This window comes from Citrobacter sp. RHBSTW-01044 (assembly GCF_013781945.1).
Classification (GTDB): domain Bacteria; phylum Pseudomonadota; class Gammaproteobacteria; order Enterobacterales; family Enterobacteriaceae; genus Citrobacter; species Citrobacter braakii.
Map to the genome: position 1 here is coordinate 575,727 of NZ_CP056180.1, position 22,469 is coordinate 598,195.

At 52.9% G+C, this 22,469-nt stretch carries 24 protein-coding genes; 7 read left to right on the forward strand and 17 right to left on the reverse strand.

All coding sequences use genetic code 11. The features are described 5' to 3' along the window. Positions 1-822 precede the first annotated feature (822 nt). Together HV352_RS02845 and HV352_RS02850 are read left to right on the forward strand one after the other, a co-directional pair. Positions 823-2,154: an amino acid permease gene (locus HV352_RS02845; RefSeq protein ID WP_047414102.1), complete on the forward strand. Its 1,332-nt coding sequence runs from the start codon at positions 823-825 to the stop codon at positions 2,152-2,154. Positions 2,155-2,178: 24 nt separating this feature from the next. Then, positions 2,179-3,489 (forward strand): serine dehydratase subunit alpha family protein, encoded by a 1,311-nt coding sequence (locus HV352_RS02850; protein ID WP_016154627.1) that lies wholly within the window; start codon positions 2,179-2,181, stop codon positions 3,487-3,489. A gap of 53 nt (positions 3,490-3,542) precedes the next feature. On the opposite strand, the gene HV352_RS02855 is transcribed toward HV352_RS02850, so the two are convergent. Both HV352_RS02855 and HV352_RS02860 read right to left on the reverse strand, forming a co-directional pair. Beyond that, positions 3,543-3,692, reverse strand: coding sequence for a hypothetical protein (locus tag HV352_RS02855; protein WP_016157540.1), 150 nt, complete (start codon positions 3,690-3,692; stop codon positions 3,543-3,545). 26 nt (positions 3,693-3,718) lie between these two features. Then, positions 3,719-4,420: a pirin family protein gene (locus tag HV352_RS02860; RefSeq protein ID WP_103284269.1), complete on the reverse strand. Its 702-nt coding sequence runs from the start codon at positions 4,418-4,420 to the stop codon at positions 3,719-3,721. A 104-nt stretch (positions 4,421-4,524) separates the two neighbouring features. On the opposite strand from HV352_RS02860, the gene yhaJ reads away from it, so the two are divergent. Further along, a complete protein-coding gene (yhaJ, locus tag HV352_RS02865) occupies positions 4,525-5,421 on the forward strand; it encodes a DNA-binding transcriptional regulator YhaJ (protein ID WP_016154624.1) in 897 nt (298 codons plus the stop codon). Between the two features lie 64 nt (positions 5,422-5,485). Here yhaJ and HV352_RS02870 read toward each other — a convergent pair whose 3' ends face one another. The 11 genes from HV352_RS02870 to HV352_RS02920 form a co-directional block, all read right to left on the reverse strand. After that, complete coding sequence (locus HV352_RS02870) at positions 5,486-5,851, reverse strand: DUF805 domain-containing protein (protein ID WP_016154623.1); 366 nt, start codon at positions 5,849-5,851, stop codon at positions 5,486-5,488. Positions 5,852-5,975: 124 nt separating this feature from the next. Then, a complete protein-coding gene (gene yqjG / locus HV352_RS02875; protein ID WP_016154622.1) occupies positions 5,976-6,962 on the reverse strand; it encodes a glutathionyl-hydroquinone reductase YqjG in 987 nt (328 codons plus the stop codon). Between the two features lie 72 nt (positions 6,963-7,034). After that, positions 7,035-7,427, reverse strand: coding sequence for a DoxX family protein (locus HV352_RS02880; protein WP_003024847.1), 393 nt, complete (start codon positions 7,425-7,427; stop codon positions 7,035-7,037). A gap of 173 nt (positions 7,428-7,600) precedes the next feature. Further along, positions 7,601-7,900 (reverse strand): YqjK-like family protein, encoded by a 300-nt coding sequence (locus HV352_RS02885; RefSeq protein WP_003024845.1) that lies wholly within the window; start codon positions 7,898-7,900, stop codon positions 7,601-7,603. Next, positions 7,900-8,295 carry a phage holin family protein gene (locus HV352_RS02890; protein WP_016157537.1) on the reverse strand — a complete coding sequence of 132 codons (396 nt, stop codon included), beginning with the start codon at positions 8,293-8,295 and terminating at the stop codon, positions 7,900-7,902. Before HV352_RS02890 ends, HV352_RS02885 begins: the two co-directional genes overlap by 1 nt. Positions 8,296-8,297: 2 nt before the next feature. After that, the gene (locus HV352_RS02895; protein ID WP_003024832.1) at positions 8,298-8,603 is read right to left on the reverse strand and encodes a YqjD family protein; all 306 of its coding nucleotides are present in this window, start codon (positions 8,601-8,603) and stop codon (positions 8,298-8,300) included. 33 nt (positions 8,604-8,636) lie between these two features. Beyond that, complete coding sequence (locus tag HV352_RS02900; protein WP_016154619.1) at positions 8,637-9,005, reverse strand: DUF1090 domain-containing protein; 369 nt, start codon at positions 9,003-9,005, stop codon at positions 8,637-8,639. A gap of 147 nt (positions 9,006-9,152) precedes the next feature. After that, positions 9,153-9,521 (reverse strand): EnvZ/OmpR regulon moderator MzrA, encoded by a 369-nt coding sequence (gene mzrA / locus HV352_RS02905; RefSeq protein WP_029139667.1) that lies wholly within the window; start codon positions 9,519-9,521, stop codon positions 9,153-9,155. Positions 9,522-9,539: 18 nt separating this feature from the next. Then, positions 9,540-10,202 carry a DedA family general envelope maintenance protein YqjA gene (gene yqjA / locus HV352_RS02910; protein ID WP_003024820.1) on the reverse strand — a complete coding sequence of 221 codons (663 nt, stop codon included), beginning with the start codon at positions 10,200-10,202 and terminating at the stop codon, positions 9,540-9,542. A 348-nt stretch (positions 10,203-10,550) separates the two neighbouring features. Continuing rightward, positions 10,551-11,327, reverse strand: coding sequence for a transcriptional regulator ExuR (gene exuR / locus HV352_RS02915; protein ID WP_016157536.1), 777 nt, complete (start codon positions 11,325-11,327; stop codon positions 10,551-10,553). Positions 11,328-11,461: 134 nt separating this feature from the next. Then, positions 11,462-12,763, reverse strand: coding sequence for an MFS transporter (locus tag HV352_RS02920; protein WP_016154616.1), 1,302 nt, complete (start codon positions 12,761-12,763; stop codon positions 11,462-11,464). A gap of 472 nt (positions 12,764-13,235) precedes the next feature. Between HV352_RS02920 and uxaC the strand changes: the two genes are divergently transcribed. From uxaC to HV352_RS02935, 3 genes are all read left to right on the forward strand, one after another. After that, on the forward strand, positions 13,236-14,648 hold the full coding sequence (gene uxaC / locus HV352_RS02925) for a glucuronate isomerase (protein ID WP_181635176.1): 1,413 nt from the start codon (positions 13,236-13,238) through the stop codon (positions 14,646-14,648). A gap of 15 nt (positions 14,649-14,663) precedes the next feature. Continuing rightward, on the forward strand, positions 14,664-16,151 hold the full coding sequence (locus HV352_RS02930; protein WP_016154614.1) for an altronate dehydratase family protein: 1,488 nt from the start codon (positions 14,664-14,666) through the stop codon (positions 16,149-16,151). Positions 16,152-16,357: 206 nt separating this feature from the next. Continuing rightward, positions 16,358-16,912, forward strand: coding sequence for a YgjV family protein (locus tag HV352_RS02935; protein ID WP_016154613.1), 555 nt, complete (start codon positions 16,358-16,360; stop codon positions 16,910-16,912). A gap of 14 nt (positions 16,913-16,926) precedes the next feature. Here HV352_RS02935 and sstT read toward each other — a convergent pair whose 3' ends face one another. From sstT to HV352_RS02955, 4 genes are all read right to left on the reverse strand, one after another. Continuing rightward, positions 16,927-18,171: a serine/threonine transporter SstT gene (sstT, locus tag HV352_RS02940; protein WP_016154612.1), complete on the reverse strand. Its 1,245-nt coding sequence runs from the start codon at positions 18,169-18,171 to the stop codon at positions 16,927-16,929. Positions 18,172-18,413: 242 nt separating this feature from the next. Further along, entirely contained in the window at positions 18,414-19,382 is a 969-nt protein-coding gene (locus tag HV352_RS02945; RefSeq protein WP_016154611.1) for a TerC family protein, read from the reverse strand. 271 nt (positions 19,383-19,653) lie between these two features. Further along, entirely contained in the window at positions 19,654-20,652 is a 999-nt protein-coding gene (locus HV352_RS02950; protein WP_016154610.1) for a Gfo/Idh/MocA family oxidoreductase, read from the reverse strand. A gap of 72 nt (positions 20,653-20,724) precedes the next feature. Further along, entirely contained in the window at positions 20,725-21,225 is a 501-nt protein-coding gene (locus HV352_RS02955; RefSeq protein ID WP_016154609.1) for a M48 family metallopeptidase, read from the reverse strand. A gap of 83 nt (positions 21,226-21,308) precedes the next feature. Between HV352_RS02955 and rlmG the strand changes: the two genes are divergently transcribed. Then, positions 21,309-22,445 (forward strand): 23S rRNA (guanine(1835)-N(2))-methyltransferase RlmG, encoded by a 1,137-nt coding sequence (rlmG, locus tag HV352_RS02960; RefSeq protein WP_016157532.1) that lies wholly within the window; start codon positions 21,309-21,311, stop codon positions 22,443-22,445. The last annotated feature ends 24 nt before the right edge of the window (positions 22,446-22,469 follow it).

Here is a 22,469-nt window from a genome sequence, read left to right on the forward strand (position 1 = left end):
TCCAGCAATAAATTAATCAATATGGCATGATAAAAAAGGTGCACGTTAGTGCGTAATGCTTGTCAGTTAGCGAGGATGAGTGGCCGTAGCGATAATGGAAAGTGGCACATACGGAGGTAATGAATCTGTTGCCTCCGGCGTATTGCTACGTTCACCTTAGTGATATCACTTCTCTGAGACAATACGACCTGTGAACGTGTTAAGGGTGCTATCGCCGTACCCTTAACAATCCCGGCTCCCGGCGGGAAAATTGCCGCTCCGCGGTCCCCTCCGTTTATTCCTCCAGGCTACCGGGCCGGGCGCGAGGTAGCGTCCCTGCAAAACGCGCCCTGAACCCGCATCCCTGCGGGTTCTCCCGGCCTTACGGAAACACGTCGGCAATTTTCAGCCGGACCAGCCCACACCTGACCACCTGCGTTTTTTATCTGAACAGCAAAACAGAGTTAACTGGAAGTCAGTGCACCGTGCACGTTCACGGGTATCAGCGCTTCAGAAAAGTGATACTACTGAGGTGAACGGAACCCTGAGCCGAAATCACATGTTCTCCATAATGCTTAACTGACTGGCATTACATGTTAGTGCGCCTTTTTTGTTGTGATCTGCTTCAAATATAGAAATTCAATTCTTTATATGGAAATAAAAGAGAAAATATTTCTTAACTTTTAGAAATTACAGGGGTTTGTTTGTGAAGTTTTTCTCTGATCCTGCGCGTATGATTTCCTCATTACTCCAATAGCTCACCTGCACCGTAGTACTGCGTATCGCATTGAGGCAGTACGAAAAAAATATAAAAACCTCTACCTACACATTGAGCGGAAAATTATGGAAACGGCAACGAATGACAGCGTAATACTCGACGCATCTGCTCCGGCACGTCGGGCGGGAATGACCGAAAGTGAATGGCGCGAAGCCATTAAATTCGACAGCATGGACACCGGCTGGGTCATTATGAGTATCGGTATGGCAATTGGTGCGGGGATTGTTTTTCTTCCCGTCCAGGTGGGTTTGATGGGGCTGTGGGTGTTTTTGCTCTCCTCTATCATCGGTTACCCAGCCATGTATCTGTTCCAGCGTCTGTTTATTAATACGCTGGCTGAGTCCCCAGAGTGTAAAGACTACCCGAGCGTAATCAGCGGCTATCTGGGTAAGAACTGGGGCATCCTGTTAGGTGCGTTGTATTTTGTGATGCTGGTTATCTGGATGTTCGTCTATTCCACCGCCATCACCAACGATAGCGCCTCCTACCTGCATACTTTTGGTGTTACTGAAGGGTTACTGTCCGACAGCCCGTTCTATGGCCTGGTGCTGATTTGCATCCTGGTGGCTATCTCGTCCCGCGGGGAAAAACTGCTGTTTAAAATCTCCACCGGTATGGTACTGACCAAGCTGCTGGTGGTGGCGGCGCTTGGCGTGTCGATGGTTGGGATGTGGCATTTATATAACGTAGGTTCACTGCCGCCGATGGCACTGTTGATCAAAAACGCGATTATCACGCTGCCGTTTACCCTGACTTCGATTCTGTTTATTCAGACCTTAAGCCCGATGGTTATCTCCTATCGTTCTCGCAATAAATCCATTGAAGTGGCACGCCATAAAGCCCTGCGAGCCATGAATATTGCGTTCGGTATTCTGTTTGTGACCGTCTTTTTCTACGCCGTTTCCTTCACGCTGGCGATGGGCCATGACGAAGCGGTTAAAGCTTATGAGCAGAACATTTCCGCTCTGGCGATTGCCGCGCAGTTTATCAGCGGCGCGGGTGCTGGCTGGGTGAAAATCGTCAGCGTTATTCTGAACATCTTTGCCGTAATGACCGCTTTCTTCGGCGTTTACTTAGGGTTCCGTGAAGCCACTCAAGGGATCGTGATGAACGTGCTGCGCCGCAAAATGCCAGCCGAGAAAATCAATGAGACCCTGGTTCAGCGCGGCATTATGGTTTTCGCTATCCTGCTGGCGTGGGGAGCCATTGTGCTCAATGCGCCGGTACTGAGCTTCACTTCTATTTGTAGCCCTATCTTCGGCATGGTGGGATGTCTGATCCCGGCCTGGCTGGTCTACAAAGTTCCTGCACTGCACAAATACAAAGGCGCTTCCCTGTATCTGATTATTGTCACGGGCCTGCTGCTGTGCGTTTCTCCGTTCCTGGCATTTTCCTGAGATATCTGAGCAAAGGTTGTTGTTATGTTTGAGACTACATTGAATCCATTATGGGATAGTTTTATCCGCGCGGTGCAGGAAGAAGTTAAGCCTGCGCTGGGCTGCACGGAACCTATCTCTCTGGCTCTGGCGGCAGCGGTCGCCTCCTCTGAGCTGGACGGCGCGGTTGAACGCATTGATGCGTGGGTCTCACCGAACCTGATGAAAAACGGCATGGGCGTTACCGTGCCGGGTACCGGAATGGTCGGGCTGCCTGTCGCGGCGGCACTGGGTGCGCTGGGGGGAAATGCCCACGCCGGTTTAGAGGTACTGAAAGACGCCTCGCCTCAAGCGATTGCCGATGCGAAAGCGATGCTTACCGCCGGGAAGGTCGCAGTGATGCTGCAGGAGCCATGCGAGGACATTCTCTTCTCCCGTGCGAAGGTTTATAGCGCTGAGGGATGGGCGTGCGTGACGATTGTTGGTGGTCATACCAACATTGTGCACATTGAGACCAATAAGGGCGTGGTGTTCACGACAGAACAGAACGCTCAGGAAGAGGAGCAAGAGTCACCGCTGGCGGTATTGTCCCACACGTCGCTGGAAGAGATTCTGGCGTTCGTGAACGCGGTACCGTTTGAGTCAATCCGCTTTATTCTCGATGCGGCGAAACTGAACGGTGCGCTGTCCCAGGAAGGGCTGCGCGGTAACTGGGGCTTGCACATCGGAACCACGCTTGAGAAGCAGTGCGCGCGTGGCCTGCTGGCGAACGATCTCTCTACCTCTATTCTGATCCGCACCAGTGCTGCATCGGATGCGCGAATGGGGGGAGCGACGCTTCCGGCAATGAGCAACTCGGGCTCTGGAAATCAGGGGATTACCGCGACCGTTCCGGTAATGGTGGTGGCTGAGCACTTTGGTGCGGATGAAGAAAAACTGGCGCGTGCGCTGATGTTGTCTCACCTGAGCGCTATCTACATCCATCATCAGCTTCCGCGTTTGTCTGCACTGTGTGCGGCAACCACGGCGGCGATGGGCGCCGCGGCGGGGATGGCGTGGATTGTTGATGGTCGCTACAACACCATCGCGATGGCAATCAGCAGCATGATTGGCGACGTGAGCGGAATGATTTGCGATGGTGCCTCAAACAGCTGCGCGATGAAAGTTTCAACCAGCGCATCTGCGGCGTGGAAAGCGGTGCTGATGGCGCTGGATGATACCGCTGTGACCGGCAATGAAGGGATTGTGGCGCACAACGTGGAGCAATCTATCACGAACCTGTGTGCGCTGGCGTGTCGCTCGATGCAGGAAACCGACAAGCAGATCATTGAGATCATGGCCAGTAAGGCACATTAATCTGCAGGCCGGGTAAGGCGGAATCGCCCCCGGCATAACTCTAAGCCGCCTTTTCAGGCGGCTTCTTCGTCTTCCAGCCGTAGCTCGGCATCCGCCACAATCGCTTCCAGCTCTGTCAGCATTTCTTCATAGCCGAAGGTCACAGTATCCTGTTTTTTCGGCTCAACCTGCGGCTGGCGTTTTTTTGATGATTTCTTGCTCAATAGTCGTACTCCATTGTTTTCCCTGACTATACGGGCAAATCTATCAGCAAAGCGCGCAGCGCGGTATCGGCGACTAACGTTATGTTAGTTTCGTCACGAATAAATGCGCCATCGCCGCAGGTGAGCGCTTCCTTTTCGGCGCCAGATGTCACCGCATGGAATCTGCCGTGGATCGACTGTAAGTAAGCCCGCGGCCCATGTAACTGAAAACTCAGCGATTCACCTTGTTGCAGTTCAACGTGGTGCACCCATACCTGTTGACGCAGATGCAGGCTGCCTTGTTCTCCATCCGGCGAGGCGAGCAACTGATGCTTACCGGCATTCAGCGTGGCTTTCTGTACGCAGGCGTTTTCGCGCTGCGGGCAGGCATCCAGCCAGAGCTGCATTCGGGTTAACGGTTTATCTTTGCTGATATTGTGTTCGCTGTAGCTAATTCCCGGCTGTGTGGCGAGCAGTAAAACTTCTCCTGCCTTGGCCTGGATATGGTTGCCTTCACTGTCGCGGTACTCCGCTTCCCCTTCGAGGATCAGATTGACGATATCCACCTTCGGATAGGTACGTGGCTGGAAAGAGGCTCCCGGTGCCAGAACTTCCTGGTTCAGAACACGCAGCGAGGCATAACCCAGCAGTTTAGGATCAAAATAGTGTCCAAAGGAGAAGGTATAACGGGCCTGCAGCCAGCCGTAGTCTGCTTGCCCGCATTGTTTGGCTGTACGGGTAGTAATCATAGTTCTTGACCTCTCTTTACTTCCTTTTATGTTAAATGGCTAGACGCTGCATTGTTAGCCAGATATTCTGCCCGGTATGTTCAAATTTCCTGAATGAGAACGAGATGGCCAAAGAAAGGGCTTTAACGCTTGAGGCGTTACGCGTCATGGACGCAATAGACCGGCGTGGCAGCTTTGCCGCCGCGGCGGACGAACTGGGGCGCGTTCCTTCCGCGCTCAGCTATACCATGCAGAAGCTGGAGGAAGAGCTGGACGTCGTGCTGTTCGACCGTTCAGGTCATCGCACAAAATTCACCAACGTCGGGCGTATGCTGCTGGAACGTGGGCGTGTACTGCTGGAAGCTGCGGATAAGCTGACCACCGATGCCGAAGCGCTGGCTCGCGGTTGGGAAACGCATCTGACCATCGTCACCGAAGCGCTGGTGCCGACGGCGGCGTTTTTCCCGCTGATCGACAGACTTGCCGGGAAGGCCAATACCCAGCTTTCCGTTATTACCGAAGTTCTGGCCGGGGCGTGGGAGCGTCTGGAGCAGGGGCGGGCGGATATCGTGATTGCGCCGGATATGCATTTTCGCTCATCTTCGGAAATCAACTCGCGCAAGCTGTACTCGCTGATGAACGTATATGTGGCGGCCCCGGATCATCCAATTCATCAGGAGCCGGAACCGTTATCGGAAGTCACCCGCGTGAAGTACCGTGGAATCGCGGTGGCGGACACGGCCCGCGAACGCCCGGTGCTGACGGTTCAACTGCTGGATAAACAGCCGCGTCTGACGGTGAGTTCGATAGAAGATAAACGCCAGGCGCTGTTGGCCGGCCTTGGCGTGGCGACGATGCCATACCCGCTGGTGGAAGAGGACATTGCGGCGGGTCGGTTGCGTGTGGTTAGCCCGGAATCGACAAGCGAAATTGATATTATTATGGCCTGGCGTCGAGACAGCATGGGCGAAGCGAAATCCTGGTGTTTGCGGGAAATTCCCAAGCTGTTTGCGGGTAAATAGCAGGGCTGTTACGCCGGATACGGTGCAAATGCACCTTATCCGGCCGACAAGATGGTGTATTACATCAGGACAGTTGTTTAGGGTCAGCGCCGAAGCGGTTGCTCCCCTGAGTCCCATTTTGACAGTTGAAAATGATGATTACCAACCAGCCTACGATCGGGATCAGCAGCACCAGTAGCCACCAGGCCGAGCGGTCGGTGTCATGTAAACGCCGGAACTGCACCGCCCACCACGGGATAAAGACCAGAACCCCATAAATCGTCGTTAATATGCCTTCCCCTCCGGCGCGTTCCCAGCCAAGCATTCTGTCCAGAATGCCCAGCACGAACGTAAAGATGATGTTGACCAGCACAAACATCCAGTATTCTTTACGACGCGCGCGGCCCCCAAAACCAAAGTAGTTCTTTAATACGTTTAAATACCAATCCATTTTTGCCTCGTTCTGTATTCAATTACTTGTTTTTAAAGCAATCAAATTAAGAATAGCTGCGAATGGAATACTGGTAAATATTTGCAGTATTAATTATTTGGCCCCCAAAGGGGACCCGTGTCATTCAGGCAAAACGGTCATCACGCCCGTGGGGTTCGTTGAGGTCCTGCCACGGTCCGACAGAAATAATGCCGGTCGGGTTAATGGTTTTGTGGCTACGGAAGTAGTGATTGCGGATGTGATCGAAATTAACGGTCTCCGCAATGCCTGGCATCTGGTAGATATCGCGCAGGAAACCGTACAGGTTCAGATAGTCGCTAATCCGGTGTTTGTCGCACTTGAAGTGCGTCACATACACAGGATCAAAGCGCACCAGCGTGGTCCACAGGCGAATATCGGCCTCTGTTAACTGGTCCCCGGTCAGGTAGCGATGTTGCCCAAGGATCTGCTCCAGTCGCGCCAGAGATTGAAAGACTTTTTCTACCGCGTCGTCGTAGGCTTCCTGACTGGTAGCAAATCCGGCTTTATACACGCCGTTATTGACGTTGTCATAAATCCAGCCGTTGAGCTCGTCGATTTTAGTTTGCAGAGCGGGTGGATAGTAATCCCCGGCTTTCGCGCCCAGCGCATCAAACGCAGTGTTAAACATACGGATGATATCTGCAGATTCGTTGCTGACAATGGTGTGGTTCTTTTTGTCCCACAGCACCGGAACGGTCACCCGACCGCTGTAGTGCGGATCGGCGTGTAAATAGAGTTGATAAAGAAATTCGTGCTGATACAGGGTATCGCCGGTTGCCGCCGGGAAGTTATCGTCAAAGGTCCAGCCGTTTTCCAGCATCAGCGGATGCACAACGGAAACGGAAATAAACGGTTCCAGCCCTTTGAGTTTACGCAAGATCAGCGTGCGATGCGCCCACGGACAGGCCAGAGAAACGTAGAGATGATAGCGGTCTTTTTCGGCGGCGAAACCCCCTTCGCCCGTTGGACCGGGTGCGCCATCCGCAGTGAGCCAGTTACGGAAAGCTGATGCAGAGCGTTGAAATTTTCCCCCGGTTGATTTGGTGTCATACCAGGTGTCATGCCATACGCCGTCAATGAGTTGTCCCATGATTTTCGCCTCCTCAGATAGCAAAAGCGAGGAGATGTCTCCTCGCTTTTTGATGCGTTTAGTATAGCTCGCTTACCATTTTTTATTCAGTACACGGTCGATGCTGAATGCGCCCGGACCGGTGATAGCCAGCAGCAGGAAGCCGCCTGCGATGGTCAGGTTTTTCATAAACATCAGAGAGTTCACACCTTCCGCAAAGTTGCTGTGGAAGAGGAACGCCGTCAGCAGCGTGAAGCCCGCGGTGAACAGCGCGGTAGTGCGGGTCAGGAAACCAAACAGGATGGCCAGACCGCCGCCAAACTCAAGCAGGATAACCAGCGGTAACATAAATCCTGGGACGCCCATGGCTTCCATGTACTGTTGGGTACCCGCATATCCGGTGATTTTTCCCCAACCTGCGGTAATAAACAGGATTGGCATCAGAATGCGCGCTACCAGTACACCAACATCTTCTAATTTCTTCATCATACTCTCCAGGAAACCACTCAGGCGGCTTATTGTGTTTTTTTGTGCAACGACGTCGCAGAGTGCGTCGTTGCTGTCGATGGAGAGAATCATAAACGCGGCTAATGACAATTGTTAGCAAGGAAAACTGTCAGAAATTTTCAAAAAATTTGAGGTTAGGGGGGGAGAGGTGATTAGCCGCGCAGTTGCTGTTGTCTGATGGTCGATTTAACCAGACGCCAGATGCTCCACACGCTGAAGCCGCGTTTAGCCCAGCGTACCAGCAGATTCGGGTTACGAATGGTGCGAACCGCCATAATACTGCTTCCGACCAACACCCAGCCACGCAGGTTCAGCAGCGTCTTCCAGCCACGATCGTAGACTTCGGTGGCTTCCAGCCAGTCGCGGCGAGTGGCAGACAGATCCAGCCTTTGCTGCTGGATCTGTCCAAGCAGTTGCGCCTTACGTTGTTGACGTTCGACTTTACTGCTCATTATGCATCATCCTCCAGGGCCTGCCTGTCGTTAGCGAGTTCATTGCGCGTATGGCGTAGCAGCGTTGTTTTACGCGCTTTACTCAGCGTCCATAGCCCGCCGATAAGCGCTAAAAGCAACAGCACAACGGTGGTGGCAATCATGGCGTTCAGGCGATACTGCGGGTCTATGGCCCAGATGATAAGCACCATCAGACTCATCAGACCAAACGCCGCGAACAGCATGGTCAGCCCAAGCATCAGCAGGATCTGGATGAGATTGGCTTTTTCCTCTTCCAGCTCAACGACGGCCAGCCGCAGCCGCGTCTCTACGATCTCAACGAGAATCGTCAGGATCCGCTGTCCAATACCCAGTACGCCTTTGCCTGGACCTTGTGCGTGTTGAGAGTCTGCCATTATTAACGGCGCGACAGCAGTACACCAAGCACCACACCGACTGCTGCGCCAATGCCGACGCCTGTCCATGGGTTTTCGCGTACGTAGTTATCGGCTTTTGCCGCGGCCTCACGGGTCTGTTTGGCAATCACATCGCTGGTTTCGCTCAGACGATGGCGGCTCTCGCGTAACGCATGTTCGGCTTTGCTGCGAATTTTACTCATCTCTTCCTTCGACTTATCGCCAGAGGAGCTAAGTACTTCTTCAAGCGTATCCGCAAGAGATTTCAGCTCAGCGCGCAGGTTTTCCGTAGCATTATCTTTCGACATAGTTTTCTCCAGTTGAGTGGCTAGTTACCGTACTTAGTAATCGCGTGTCTCGAGTTCTTTCAGCTCTTGCTGAGCTTCAGCAAGCTTATGTTCGCGCTTGGCTATCTTATCCGCATCGCCTTTTTGCTTCGCCTCGGCCAAATCACGTTGACGCTCGGCTATCTCATTTTTCTGCTCGGCGATTTTTTTCTGATGGTCGGCGCGCAGTTTGCTGTCAGTACAATTTGCCCGAACTTCGCTCAGCGCTTTGTTCAGACCATTGATGCGGTTTTGATTGTTGTGCTTTTCGGCATAGCTTATCTCCCGCTGAATATCCTGTTCTTTTTCCTGACAGAGGGTGGAGGCGTAACTGCCGGCACTGAGAGCGAAAAGACTAATTGCTAAAGCGATGCGGTATTTCATTCTTGAACCTTCCATTGTGATTCGACCTTGTGGCTTTGGCCGATGCTCCAGAATAATAAAGCAATGGGTCATAAACCCAGTTTATTAATCATAGGCGCTAAATGATGAAATCACCAAAGTGAGTGATCTAATTCAGATTCCTGGAGATTAACCAAAACGGTGCGGGGTATCACGTAAGCGGGATAACCACTGTACCGCCTGATTATCATCATCCTGCTGAGCAATAACGAAACCGTGCGGTAACGTTCGGTCCAGCACGACCTTTGCGGCTGCGCTTTGCGCGCTGGAATCAAAGGTGATCAGCAGCGCGTCATTTTGCGGAGTAATGCTTTTAAAGCGAATGCCGTTGGCGTCCAGGTGATGCCAGATAGAGAAGCCATCAGGCATGGTGGCTCCCTGGTTTACAGCACGAATGGCAAGCGTTGACTCCTGCTGGCGGATGACCGACCAGGTCAGGAGCAGCGCGCCGATAAACAGCATAAAAGTAGTCGTCCAGGCCAGTCGTCGGAGTGTTATGCATGATTTCAGCATAATTTACCCTCGGTTCCCGTATTTCTTTTTCCAAAGCACAACCAGTGAACCTGCCAGACCAAACACCAGTAACACCACGGGAAGCAGCATCAGACAAGACATCAGCTGATCTTCATATTTGAGAAACACTGGCGTTTTGCCCAGCAGATAGCCAAGCGTTGTGAGAATCAGAACCCAAAGCAGTCCGCTCATCCAGTTAAAGAACTGAAAGCGCGCATTGTTCAGACCGGACAATCCTGCGATGGTCGGCAGTAATGTTCTGACAAACGCGATAAAGCGACCGACCAGCAGGGCAGACAAGCCATGCTTATGGAACAGATGATGTGCGCGCTGATGGTAGTGCGCGGGTAGATGAGATAGCCAGTTTTGAACGGTGCGGGTATTTCCCAGCCATCTCCCCTGGATATAACTGAGCCAGCAACCCAGGCTGGCCGCGGTGGTGAGCAGCAGTACCGTTTGCGGAAAACCCATCGCGCCTTTAGCGATAAGTACGCCGACCAGTACCAGTAGACTGTCGCCAGGTAAAAAGGCTGCTGGCAGCAGTCCGTTTTCCAGAAACAAAATGGTAAACAGTACGAAATAGAGCATGCCAATCATGGAGGGATTGGCCAGCGTTTCAAAATCCTGAGCCCATAAAGCATTCAGTAATTGAGTCAGTAGTTCCATTCAATATTCCTGGAGAATCGGTTGTCGTCATGCCGGTATTCTGGAGTTTGTAACGCCGCAATTTTATTGGTGTTTTTTACATGGATCGCGGTCTGACACAAATTCACGGCCTGAACTATTCCCTGTAAAGTTGTGAAGTAAGCAAGCTCTCAAACACAAAAATTCAAATAACAACTAATTGTAACAAAGGTCAACGTAGTCCGTTATAGAAATTACGGGTGTTGTCCTGTGATTTTGCTTATCGCAATGGAGGGAGGCGAGAGGATTTACACAGGCTGACACTTTATACCTAATGCTTACCAAGCGTCAGAAACAGGCGCTTTGTCGCGCCTGCATCGTTAAGATTGTTTATTTTGCGCCGTTAGCTGCCGTATCGAGATGAATGACGGGATTATCGGTAAAAAGATAACGGTCTGCGTTGAATTCAAAATCATCGCTGGTTTCGTTAAACAGCATCTGCTTTGTGTTCTCAAGATGCTGCCACATCGCCAGTTTGGCGGCGTGTGGATCTTTGCGAATCAGCGCCCGCAGGATCTGGTCATGGTCGTCGCACCAGTTATCTACCGTACGCAGGTCGATGTGGTCGTGCAGCTTCTTCCAGTAGGGGTTGTGAATACGCTGAGTCCACATTTTTTCAACAATCGCGGCCAGGGCAGAGTTCTGTGTTGCCAGCGCGACCTGCACATGGAACAGGAGATCCCACTCGGAGTCACGAAAGCTTTTTTCGTTACGCGACTTCTCCTGAATTTCCATCAGTTTCATGATGTCCTGTTTGGTCACCTGGGTGGCGGCAAACTCGGCAATGTTGCTTTCTATGAGCTGGCGAGCCTGGAGCAGCTCAAACGGACCGTAGCTGGCGAACTCCAGACTTTCATCTGGCGCGACATAGTGTTTGGGTTGGTTTGAAATGACGTGGATCCCCGATCCTTTACGCACTTCAACATAGCCCTCAACCTCGAGCATGATAATCGCTTCACGAACCACGGTGCGGCTGACATTTTTTTCATCGGCGATAAAGCGCTCGGCGGGGAGTTTGTCACCCACCAGGTAGACACCCTGCTCAATGCGTTCTTTCAGATCAGCGGCAAGTTGTTGGTACAAACGTCGTGGTTCGGTGATTTCCATATGCGCTCCAGGCATGATACGGCAGACTCTATTTGTTATACCACTTTTGCGATTACGGCTCCACTCGCGGCGATAAAAAAGCCGCCAGATGACTGGCGGCTTAGCATTACATAACCTTGTTAAATCGTGTCTGGTTAACTTTGCGCAGCGGGATCGCCAGTTTGCGAAGCCGACTCTACCTCGCTGGCCGATTTGTTCTGCAATACCGTCCAGATGACTAACGCGCCGAGCAGGTCGAATACCGCCAGTACGGCGAACAGCGGGCTGAAGCCGATGGTGTCAGCCAGCGCGCCAACGACCAGCGCAAACAGCGTACTTGCAAGCCAGGCGGACATACCGGTCAGACCGTTCGCGGTTGCCACTTCATTACGACCAAATACGTCAGAAGAGAGCGTGATCAGCGCACCGGACAGCGCCTGGTGAGCAAAGCCGCCGACGCACAGCAGGGCGATAGCAATGTACGGGCTGGTGAACAGACCGATCATCCCTGGGCCAATCATCAGCAATGCGCCCATGGTGACGACCATTTTACGGGAAACGATCAGGTTAACGCCGAACCAGCGCTGGAACAGCGGCGGTAAGTAACCCCCTACGATACAACCCAGGTCAGCAAACAGCATCGGCATCCAGGCAAACATCGCAATCTCTTTCAGGTTAAAGCCGTAGACTTTAAACATGAACAGCGGGATCCAGGCGTTGAAGGTGCCCCAGGCCGGCTCTGCCAGGAAACGCGGCAGCGCGATGCCCCAGAACTGGCGGTTACGCAGGATCTGACCGAGAGACATTTTCTTGGCGGTGCTGTTTTTATGCTGTGATTCCTGACCATTCAGAATGTAATCACGTTCTTCATCAGACAGTTTTTTCTGGTCGCGTGGGTGTTTGTAAAATACCAACCAGCACATGGCCCAGATAAAGCTCAGGGCACCGGAAATAATGAAGGCCATCTGCCAGCTGTGCATGACGATAGCCCAGACGACCAGCGGCGGAGCAATCATCGCGCCGATAGAGGAACCGACGTTAAAGTAACCCACTGCGATTGAACGTTCTTTTGCCGGGAACCATTCAGAACTGGCTTTCAGACCCGCAGGGATCATCGCAGCTTCAGCGGCACCGACTGCGCCTCGCGCTAGCGCCAGTCCACCCCAGCTACCAGCCAGTGCGGTCGCGCCACAGAAGACGGCCCACAGAACGGCGAACATCGCGTAACCAATTTTTGTGCCGAGCACATCGAGCACATAGCCGGCAACGGGTTGCATTACGGTGTAAGCAGCAGAATACGCTGCGATGATATAGGAATACTGTTGGGTGGAGATGTGTAACTCTTCCATCAGAGTTGGCGCAGCTGCCGCCACAGTGTTACGTGTCAGGTAACCCAGCACGGTGCCAAGCGTCACCAGTGCGATCATGTACCAACGTAACCCTTTAATTTTACGCATGTAAAACCTCATCGTTTTGTTATGTCCGCGAACGAGCGGTCATCTTCCAGTTCAGGGAGGAGGATGTTCTTTTACGAGGGGGTAACCGAAAAAAAGCCGGTACTCCCCGAACTCTGCCATGTCAATATTTGTGCTAATTCGGTTTCCGTACCGGTTAATCCGATGGTGATACATCGGTAATTTGCATTCCGTCGGCTTATGTATCGCGACGGCAAAAAGATAACTTGTCATACAGCTTTAAAAGGTGAGTGCCATCACAAAAGTGTGAATCTTCGTGTGGTCATTATTTCGATTCAGCAAAGCCAGTGCTGGTGCGGCTTGGCGCGCGGTTTACCTCTTTGAGAGTAATTTTTTTGTCGCCATTTGTTGATCTAACTCACGAAAATATCTTCAGTGTATGGAAATTGGTGTGATAACTTTGTCAACATCAAAACATAAGCAATCTGACGCACTCGCTGAGAGGAAGACGATAATGACCCCGTTTATGACTGAAGATTTCCTGTTGGACACCGAATTTGCCCGCCGTCTGTATCATGATTACGCCAAAGACCAGCCAATCTTCGACTACCACTGCCATTTGCCACCGCAACAAATCGCGGAAAACTACCGTTTTAATAACCTGTATGACATCTGGCTGAAGGGTGACCACTACAAGTGGCGTGCGATGCGTACTAACGGCGTCGCTGAGCGCCTGTGTACCGGCGATGCCTCCGATCGTGAGAAGTTTGACGCCTGGGCCGCCACGGTTCCGCACACAATCGGTAACCCGCTGTACCATTGGACCCACCTCGAATTACGTCGCCCGTTTGGTATTACAGGTAAGCTGTTGTCTCCGGCAACGGCTGACGAAATCTGGAACCAGTGCAATGAACTGCTGGCGCAGGACAAATTCTCCGCGCGCGGCATCATGCAGCAGATGAATGTGAAAATGGTCGGTACTACCGATGACCCAATCGACTCTCTTGAGCATCACGCGGCCGTTGCTAAAGACGCAAGCTTTGATGTGAAAGTGCTGCCGAGCTGGCGTCCGGATAAAGCCTTTAACATTGAGCAGGCGACCTTTAATGACTATATGGCGAAGCTCGGTGAGGTGTCTGACACGGATATCCGCCGCTTCAGCGACCTGCAAGCTGCGCTGACCAAACGTCTGGATCACTTTGCGGCTCACGGCTGTAAAGTCTCTGACCACGCGCTGGACGTGGTGCTGTTTGCTGAATCTAACGAATCTGAACTGGATAGCATTCTGTCACGCCGCCTGGCGGGTGAAACGCTGAGCGAGCATGAAGTTGCCCAGTTTAAAACCGCGGTGCTGGTGTTCCTCGGTGCGGAATACGCGCGTCGTGAATGGGTACAGCAGTACCATATCGGCGCGCTGCGTAATAACAACCTGCGTCAGTTCAAACTGTTGGGTGCGGATGTCGGCTTCGACTCCATCAACGATCGCCCGATGGCCGAAGAGCTGTCCAAACTGCTGAGCAAGCAGAACGAACAGAACCTGCTGCCGAAAACCATTCTCTACTGCCTGAACCCGCGCGATAACGAAGTGCTGGGCACCATGATCGGCAACTTCCAGGGCGAAGGTATGCCGGGCAAGATGCAGTTCGGTTCCGGCTGGTGGTTCAACGATCAGAAAGACGGTATGGAACGTCAGATGACGCAGCTGGCCCAGCTCGGTCTGCTGAGCCGTTTCGTCGGCATGCTGACCGATAGCCGTAGCTTCCTTTCATATACGCGCCATGAATACTTCCGCCGCATCCTGTGCCAGATGATTGGCCGTTGGGTTGCTGCAGGTGAAGCGCCGGCAGATATCCAGCTGTTGGGTGAAATGGTCAGAAATATTTGCTTCAACAATGCGCGTGATTATTTCGGCATTGAACTGAACTAAGGCCTGGGTGAAGGTATGCAATACATCAAGATCCATACGCTGGATAACGTCGCGGTAGCGCTCGCTGATTTGGCTGAAGGAACCGAAGTCACCGTTGATGGGCAAGCGGTAATCCTGCGCCAAGCGGTTTCTCGTGGCCATAAATTCGCTTTATGCGATATTGCGCAAGGCGAAAACGTCATTAAATACGGTTTGCCAATCGGTCATACATTGGTGGACGTGGCGGCGGGTGAGCATATTCATGCTCACAACACGCGCACGAATCTGAGCGACCTGGACACGTATAGCTACCACCCTGATTTTCAGGCAGAGCTTGTTCAACCCGCCGATCGCGATGTACAGATCTACCGTCGCGCCAACGGCGAGGTCGGCGTGCGCAACGAACTGTGGATCCTGCCGACGGTCGGCTGCGTCAACGCTATGGCGCGTCAGATGCAGACCCGCTTTCTGAAAGAGACCAACGACGCCGAGGGTATCGACGGCGTGCATCTTTTCAGTCACACCTACGGCTGTTCGCAACTGGGTGACGACCACATCAACACCCGTACCATGCTGCAAAATATGGTGCGCCACCCGAATGCGGGTGCGGTGCTGGTGGTCGGCCTGGGCTGTGAAAACAACCAGGTTGATGCCTTCCGCGAAACTTTAGGTGAGTACGATCCTGAGCGTGTTCACTTTATGGTCTGCCAACATCAGGAAGACGAAGTGGAAGCGGGGATTGAACATCTCCATCAATTGTACAACGTGATGCGTAACGATAAGCGTGAGCCGGGTAAGCTGGGCGAGCTGAAGTTTGGTCTGGAATGCGGCGGCTCTGACGGCCTGTCCGGTATTACCGCCAACCCGATGCTGGGGCGTTTTTCCGACTACGTGATTGCCAACGGCGGCACCACCGTGCTGACTGAAGTACCGGAAATGTTCGGTGCCGAGCAGCTGCTGATGGACCACTGCCGTGACGAAGAAACCTTCGGCAAGCTGGTGACCATGGTCAATGACTTTAAGCAGTACTTCATTGCTCACGACCAGCCGATTTACGAGAATCCATCGCCGGGCAACAAAGCGGGCGGGATCACCACGCTGGAAGATAAATCTCTGGGCTGCACGCAAAAAGCGGGCTCCAGCCAGGTGGTGGACGTACTGCGCTACGGCGAACGCCTGAAGACACACGGCCTGAACTTACTGAGCGCGCCGGGTAACGATGCGGTTGCTACCAGTGCCCTCGCGGGCGCGGGCTGTCATATGGTGCTGTTCAGCACCGGCCGCGGTACGCCGTACGGCGGTTTTGTGCCGACGGTGAAAATTGCGACCAACAGCGAGTTGGCGGCCAAGAAAAAACACTGGATCGATTTTGACGCCGGACAGCTGATCCACGGTAAAGCGATGCCTCAGCTGCTGAGCGAGTTTGTCGATACGATCGTTGAGTTCGCCAATGGCAAGCAAACCTGCAACGAGCGCAACGATTTCCGGGAACTGGCTATTTTCAAAAGCGGCGTAACATTGTAATTACCCTTCATCTTTCGCGTGACAGCCGCGTTGGCTGCGTCCATTCACCCCGGTCACTTACTCCAGTAAGCTCCCGGGGATGTCTGAACTTACCGCCTTGCGGTAGCACGAAATCTATTGGGTAATCGAAATGGAGTGGATTTTAAAAACGGCGTTTCATAATATGGGGCGCCGTTTGTTTTTGCGTTTCCTCACAAGGATCTCCCATGACCGCGTATTGGCTGGCCCAGGGCGTAGGTGTCATCGCCTTTTTGATCGGCATTACCACCTTTTTCAATCGAGATGAGCGCCGGTTCCGGCTGCAACTCGCCGTCTACAGCGCCACCATTGGCGTGCATTTTTTTCTGATGGGCGCCTGGCCTGCGGGAATGAGTGCAGAGCTAAACACCATCCGCACACTCGTCTCGATGCATACCCGCAAACTATGGGTAATGACCGTTTTTATTATCCTCACCCTGGTTCTCGGGCTGGCGAAATTACAGCATGCGATGGAGCTGTTGCCGATTATCGGCACGCTGGCCAGCACCTGGGCGCTGTTTCGCTGCCAGGGGCTGACCGTGCGCTGCGTAATGTGGTGCGCAACCGCCTGTTGGGTTATCCATAATTTCTGGTTGGGATCGATTGGTGGGACGATGATCGAAGGTAGTTTTCTGGTGATGAACGGCCTGAACATTATTCGCTTCCGGCGGATGCAAAAACGCGGAATTGATCCATTCAAAATTGAAAAAAGCGTACAAGAAGAGAACCCCTCCGTCCGGTGACAGAGGGGCAGAGATTAGCCGCGCAGGGCGTTATTTGCCAGACGTTCGTCTTCAGCCTGGCAGGCCGCAGCGGTAAACAGGACGTCTGTAGAAGAGTTCAGCGCCGTTTCACAGGAATCCTGCAATACGCCGATGATAAAGCCAACGGCAACGACCTGCATGGCGATGTCATTCGGGATACCGAACATATTACATGCCAGTGGGATCAGCAGCAGAGAACCGCCCGCCACGCCCGATGCGCCGCAGGCGCACAGCGAAGCCACCACGCTCAGTAACAGCGCCGTCGGTAAATCGACCGGAATACCCAACGTATTTACCGCCGCCAGCGTCAACACGGTAATGGTGATCGCCGCGCCAGCCATATTGATGGTAGCTCCCAGCGGGATAGACACCGAATAGGTATCACGATCCAGGTTCAGCTTCTCACACAGCGCCATATTCACCGGAATGTTTGCCGCGGAGCTGCGGGTAAAGAAGGCGTACACGCCGCTTTCACGCAGACAGGCCAGCACTAACGGATATGGGTTGCGGCGAATTTTCCAGAATACCAGCAGCGGGTTGACCACCAACGCTACCAGCAGCATACAGCCTACCAGCACGGTCAGCAGATGTGCGTAGCCCCAAAGCGTGGCGAAACCGGTGGTTGCCAGCGTGGAGGAGACCAGGCCGAAGATACCGATCGGCGCGAAACGAATCACCAGCTTCACCATAAAGGTAACAGCGTTGGACATATCGTTGACCAGATTTTTGGTCGTTTCATTACCGTGACGCAGCGCAAAGCCCAGACCGACGGCCCAAACCAGGATGCCGATGTAGTTGGCGTTAAGCAGTGCATCAATTGGGTTAGAAACCATGCTCATTAGCAGGCCACGCATCACTTCAATAATGCCGGACGGCGGTACGATATCGCTGGCGCTGCTGGAAAGATGCAGTGTCGATGGGAAGGCGAAGCTGAAGACAACGGCCGCTAACGCTGCGGAAAATGTTCCGAGCAGGTAGAGGAACAGGATTGGGCGGATATTGGTTTTTTGCCCGTGCTGGTGGTTGGCGATAGAAGCCATTACCAGCATCAGAACCAGAATTGGTGCGACGGCTTTTAACGCGCCGACGAACAGAGTACCCAGTAAACCAACGGCTTCTGCCGCAGGTTTTGACACCAGTGCCAGTAAAATCCCCAGAACCAAACCGATCAAAATTTGTTTAACCAGGCTCCCTTGCGCCAGGCGCGAGAATAGCCCCGATGAACGTTGCGTAGTCATGTAGTAATCCTTTCATTGTGTTGTTGCCCTGCCTTTGTGCGTTCTGTAGACGCATCTTTCAGGATGAGGCAAATGTTTGCATGGCTGAGTATAAGGAAAGAACAGGGTTCTGGAAGCGAAATATCCTGGATTTCGCGTTGAGATCATATTTTATAACTTTGAGTTAACATTATTTTGACATGATAAACAAAAAGCCCGACGCACGCAGTGTGCTGTCGGGCTTTTCAGCTAGCAGATGAAACTTACTGTATTTGCTGCTTTTTATCGTGCTGGTGGTTGACCCAGGCGTTCACAATCAGCGTCACAAACAGAATGCCAAATACCACGCCTAACGAGATAGCGATCGGGATATGGTAGAAATCGACGATCAGCATCTTAATACCGATAAACACCAGAATGACCGACAAACCGTACTTCAGCATGGAGAAACGCTCCGCCACGCCCGCCAGCAGGAAGTACATTGCGCGCAGACCTAAAATAGCAAACAGGTTTGAGGTCAACACGATGAACGGGTCGGTAGTGACGGCAAAGATAGCCGGAATACTGTCGACGGCGAAAATGACGTCGCTCAGCTCAACCAGAATCAACACCAGCATCAGCGGCGTAACAAACAGCAGGCCGTTTTTACGCACGAAGAATTTTTCATCTTCGATGGTATCGGTCATGCGCAAATGACCGCGCAGCCAGCGTACTAACGGTCTGTCGCCAATACCGGAAGCATCTTCTTTCGCCAGCGCCATCTTCACGCCGGTAAACAGCAGGAATGCACCGAACACGTACAACAGCCACTCAAATTGGGTGATAAGCCAACTGCCGGCGAAGATCATGATCGTACGCAGAACAATGGCTCCCAGCACGCCATACACCAGTACCCGACGCTGCAACGCAGGCGGTACGGAGAAGTAGCTGAACAGCATCAACCAGACAAAGACGTTATCTACTGCCAGCGATTTTTCGATCAAATAGCCGGTAAGGAACGCCAGCGCCTGTGGGTCGGCAACGGCGCGGCCCTGGGTTTGTGCCAGGTACCACCAGAAGACGGCGTTAAACAGTAACGACAGCGTTACCCAAACGATTGACCAGGCCGCAGCCTGCTTCATCGACATCGTATGCGCGCCACGACGACCCTGCAACAGCAGGTCGATGGCCAGCATAATTACCACCACGACAGCGAAGCCACCCCATAACAACGGTGTGCCGACAGTATTCATTGTATTTCCCCATGCATAAAAAAAACGGCCAACGCCGAATGACGTTAGCCGCTGCTTTTTATGCATAGACCTTGCCATTCGGCAAGGTCTCACTTACAACAACAAAGGAATACGATGGCGTATTCCTTTGTTATCGCCCGGCGACCGGATGTGGTTTTTCACACATCGTAATGACGATCAACCGACAACGAAGTTACTCCCCTTTGCGGGTTACAAAATATTACAGGCCATGCATTCAGTCAATGGCCTGCAACATTCGTTTTACATACCTTTACGCAGTCAGCGATGTTACCGCTTCATCTGCCGGGAAAATCACGCCGGTCTGGCGGCGAATCTCTGTTTGCAGTTTGGCGGTGATACGGCTGACGGCCAGTGCGGGGTGATCCACTTCGCCGGATTCAACCAAATGAGCAAAAGCCTCTGCCTCATACAGCATAGTATTGATGTGCTGAGGCGTCGTCAGATCCTGGGTTTTCCCCCCGCGAGGAACGAAGCACACTTTCTGACACTCGGAGATATGCTCGATCACCAGCGATCCCTGCTCGCCCTGAATTTCACTGGCTAACACCGAGTCGCTTACTTTTGAGTGCTGGAGTGTGACGCTGAAATCACCGTAATTCATCACCACCACGCCGTGGGCATCTACGCCGCTTTCCAGCAGACTGGCGCTGGCCTGAACGCTTTGCGGTTCACCCCACAGCGCAACCGCTGAGGCCAGGCAGTAAAAACCGATATCCATGATCGAGCCATTTGAGAACGCCGGATTAAACGTGTTCGGATTTTCACCGTCCAGATAGCGCTGGTAACGCGAGGAGTACTGGCAGTAATTAATAAACGCTTTCCTGATTCTTCCGACTTTGGGTAGAGATTGCTGCAACAGCAGGAAGTTAGGCAAGCTGGCGGTCTTAAACGCTTCAAACAGCACGACCTGATTTTCGCGCGCGCAGGCGATAGCGGCTTCGGCTTGCGCCAGGTTTGAGGCCAGCGGCTTTTCGCAAATAACATGCTTTTTGTGCCGCAAAAACAGCTCGGTCTGCGGGAAGTGCAGGGAGTTTGGACTGGCGATGTAGACGGCGTCGATCGCCTCGCTTTGCGCCATCGCTTCCAGTGAGGTAAACAGATGCTCGACGGGGTAATCGTTGGCGAAGGTCTGCGCCTGTTCAAGGCTACGGGAATAGACCGCGGTTAACTTATATTTGCCGGTTTCATGGGCGGCATCGACAAACTGGCGGGTGATCCAGTTTGTGCCAATTACTGCGAAACGTATCATAATGGCCTTCAGGCTGCGAAAAGGGATCCTTTCGTCAATTTAGCATGCTCTGAAGACAAAGCCAGTGCGCGACTACGCAGTTTGCTTTAACGATTGTTGCGTTAACCACAGGCGGGTATCGAACTCCAGTTGATGATACTGAGGCTCCATATGACAGCACAGCTGGTAAAACGCTTTGTCGTGCTCTTTTTCTTTCAGATGCGCCAGTTCATGAACGACGATCATGCGTAAAAAAGGTTCAGGGGCATTGCGAAACACGGTGGCAACGCGGATCTCCGCTTTGGCTTTTAACTTACCGCCCTGCACGCGAGATACGGCGGTATGCAGCCCCAGCGCATTCTTCAGAACATGTATCTTGCTGTCATACATGACTTTATTCAGCGGCGGGGCATTACGCAGGAACTGATTTTTCAGATCCTGAGTATATTGCCAGAGCGCTTTGTCGGTCGCGAAATCATGCGTCCCCGGATAGCGCTTCTCCAGCACTGCGCCCAGACGCTGTTCAGCAATCAGCGTTCTCACCTGAGAAAGTAAATGTTCCGGGTAGCCCTGGAGATAAGTTAGTTGGTTCATCTTTGCCCATGCCAATCATAAAAAGTGTATACTCACGCACCCTTTTCAGGGATACGCCGAAATTTTACCATTCAGGAGGGCCGATGAGCCACATAGACAACGGTTTCCGTTCGCTGTCACTTAAACGTTTCCCGGAAACGGATGACGTTAACCCGCTGCTGGCGTGGGAAGCGGCAGATGAATATCTGCTGCAACAGCTGGACGATACCGAGATTAGCGGCCCGGTGCTAATCCTGAATGATACCTTTGGCGCACTGGGCTGTGCGCTGGCGCAACATTCGCCGTACAGCATTGGCGACTCCTATCTCAGCGAGCTTGCCACACGCGAGAACCTGCGTCATAACGATATTGCCGAGTCGAGCGTCAAGTTCCTCGACAGTACGGCTGACTACCCGCAGGCGCCGGGCGTGGTGCTGATTAAGCTGCCAAAAACCATGGCGCTGCTGGAGCAGCAACTGCGCGCGCTGCGCGAAGTGGTAACGCCGCAAACGCGTATCATCGCCGGGGCAAAAGCGCGTGATGTGCATACCTCGACGCTGGAGCTGTTTGAAAAAGTATTGGGTCCAACCACCACGACGCTGGCCTGGAAAAAAGCCCGTTTAATCAACTGTACGTTCAGCAAACCTGAGCTGGCCGCTGCCTCGCAAACGCTAAGCTGGAAGCTGGAAGGTACCGAATGGACTATCCATAACCACGCCAACGTCTTCTCCCGTACCGGACTGGATATCGGCGCGCGCTTTTTTATCGAGCATCTGCCGGAAAACCTCGAAGGGGAGATTGTTGACCTCGGCTGTGGTAACGGCGTCATCGGTATGACGCTGTTGGCGAAGAACCCGGAAGCCAGCGTGGTATTTGTTGATGAATCGCCGATGGCGGTGGCTTCAAGCCGCTTGAACGTGGAAAGTAACATGCCTGAAGCGCTGGATCGCTGTGAGTTTATGATCAACAACGCGCTGTCGGGCGTCGAACCGTTCCGCTTTAACGCCGTGCTGTGTAACCCACCGTTCCACCAGAAGCACGCGCTGACGGATAACATTGCCTGGGAGATGTTCCACCACGCTCGCCGCTGCCTGAAAATCAACGGTGAGCTGTACATTGTGGCTAACCGTCACCTTGACTACTTCCACAAGCTGAAAAAGATTTTCGGCAACTGCGTGACCATCGCCACCAATAATAAATTCGTGGTGCTAAAAGCGGTCAAAACCGGTCGCCGCCGCTAATCGTGTGTGCCGGATGGCGGCGTG

Excerpts from the sequence above, each read along its gene's own strand:
- uxaC (WP_181635176.1), top strand. The coding sequence starts at position 13,236 with ATGACCCCGTTTATGACTGAAGATTTCCTGTTGGACACCGAATTTGCC.
- HV352_RS02955 (WP_016154609.1), bottom strand. The coding sequence starts at position 21,225 with ATGAACCAACTAACTTATCTCCAGGGCTACCCGGAACATTTACTTTCT.
- HV352_RS02920 (WP_016154616.1), bottom strand. The coding sequence starts at position 12,763 with ATGCGTAAAATTAAAGGGTTACGTTGGTACATGATCGCACTGGTGACG.
- rlmG (WP_016157532.1), top strand. The coding sequence starts at position 21,309 with ATGAGCCACATAGACAACGGTTTCCGTTCGCTGTCACTTAAACGTTTC.
- HV352_RS02895 (WP_003024832.1), bottom strand. The coding sequence starts at position 8,603 with ATGTCGAAAGATAATGCTACGGAAAACCTGCGCGCTGAGCTGAAATCT.
- HV352_RS02935 (WP_016154613.1), top strand. The coding sequence starts at position 16,358 with ATGACCGCGTATTGGCTGGCCCAGGGCGTAGGTGTCATCGCCTTTTTG.
- HV352_RS02845 (WP_047414102.1), top strand. The coding sequence starts at position 823 with ATGGAAACGGCAACGAATGACAGCGTAATACTCGACGCATCTGCTCCG.
- yhaJ (WP_016154624.1), top strand. The coding sequence starts at position 4,525 with ATGGCCAAAGAAAGGGCTTTAACGCTTGAGGCGTTACGCGTCATGGAC.
- yqjG (WP_016154622.1), bottom strand. The coding sequence starts at position 6,962 with ATGGGACAACTCATTGACGGCGTATGGCATGACACCTGGTATGACACC.
- HV352_RS02890 (WP_016157537.1), bottom strand. The coding sequence starts at position 8,295 with ATGGCAGACTCTCAACACGCACAAGGTCCAGGCAAAGGCGTACTGGGT.
- sstT (WP_016154612.1), bottom strand. The coding sequence starts at position 18,171 with ATGACTACGCAACGTTCATCGGGGCTATTCTCGCGCCTGGCGCAAGGG.
- HV352_RS02885 (WP_003024845.1), bottom strand. The coding sequence starts at position 7,900 with ATGAGCAGTAAAGTCGAACGTCAACAACGTAAGGCGCAACTGCTTGGA.
- HV352_RS02950 (WP_016154610.1), bottom strand. The coding sequence starts at position 20,652 with ATGATACGTTTCGCAGTAATTGGCACAAACTGGATCACCCGCCAGTTT.
- HV352_RS02900 (WP_016154619.1), bottom strand. The coding sequence starts at position 9,005 with ATGAAATACCGCATCGCTTTAGCAATTAGTCTTTTCGCTCTCAGTGCC.
- HV352_RS02880 (WP_003024847.1), bottom strand. The coding sequence starts at position 7,427 with ATGAAGAAATTAGAAGATGTTGGTGTACTGGTAGCGCGCATTCTGATG.
- exuR (WP_016157536.1), bottom strand. The coding sequence starts at position 11,327 with ATGGAAATCACCGAACCACGACGTTTGTACCAACAACTTGCCGCTGAT.
- yqjA (WP_003024820.1), bottom strand. The coding sequence starts at position 10,202 with ATGGAACTACTGACTCAATTACTGAATGCTTTATGGGCTCAGGATTTT.
- HV352_RS02860 (WP_103284269.1), bottom strand. The coding sequence starts at position 4,420 with ATGATTACTACCCGTACAGCCAAACAATGCGGGCAAGCAGACTACGGC.
- HV352_RS02870 (WP_016154623.1), bottom strand. The coding sequence starts at position 5,851 with ATGGATTGGTATTTAAACGTATTAAAGAACTACTTTGGTTTTGGGGGC.
- HV352_RS02850 (WP_016154627.1), top strand. The coding sequence starts at position 2,179 with ATGTTTGAGACTACATTGAATCCATTATGGGATAGTTTTATCCGCGCG.
- HV352_RS02945 (WP_016154611.1), bottom strand. The coding sequence starts at position 19,382 with ATGAATACTGTCGGCACACCGTTGTTATGGGGTGGCTTCGCTGTCGTG.
- HV352_RS02930 (WP_016154614.1), top strand. The coding sequence starts at position 14,664 with ATGCAATACATCAAGATCCATACGCTGGATAACGTCGCGGTAGCGCTC.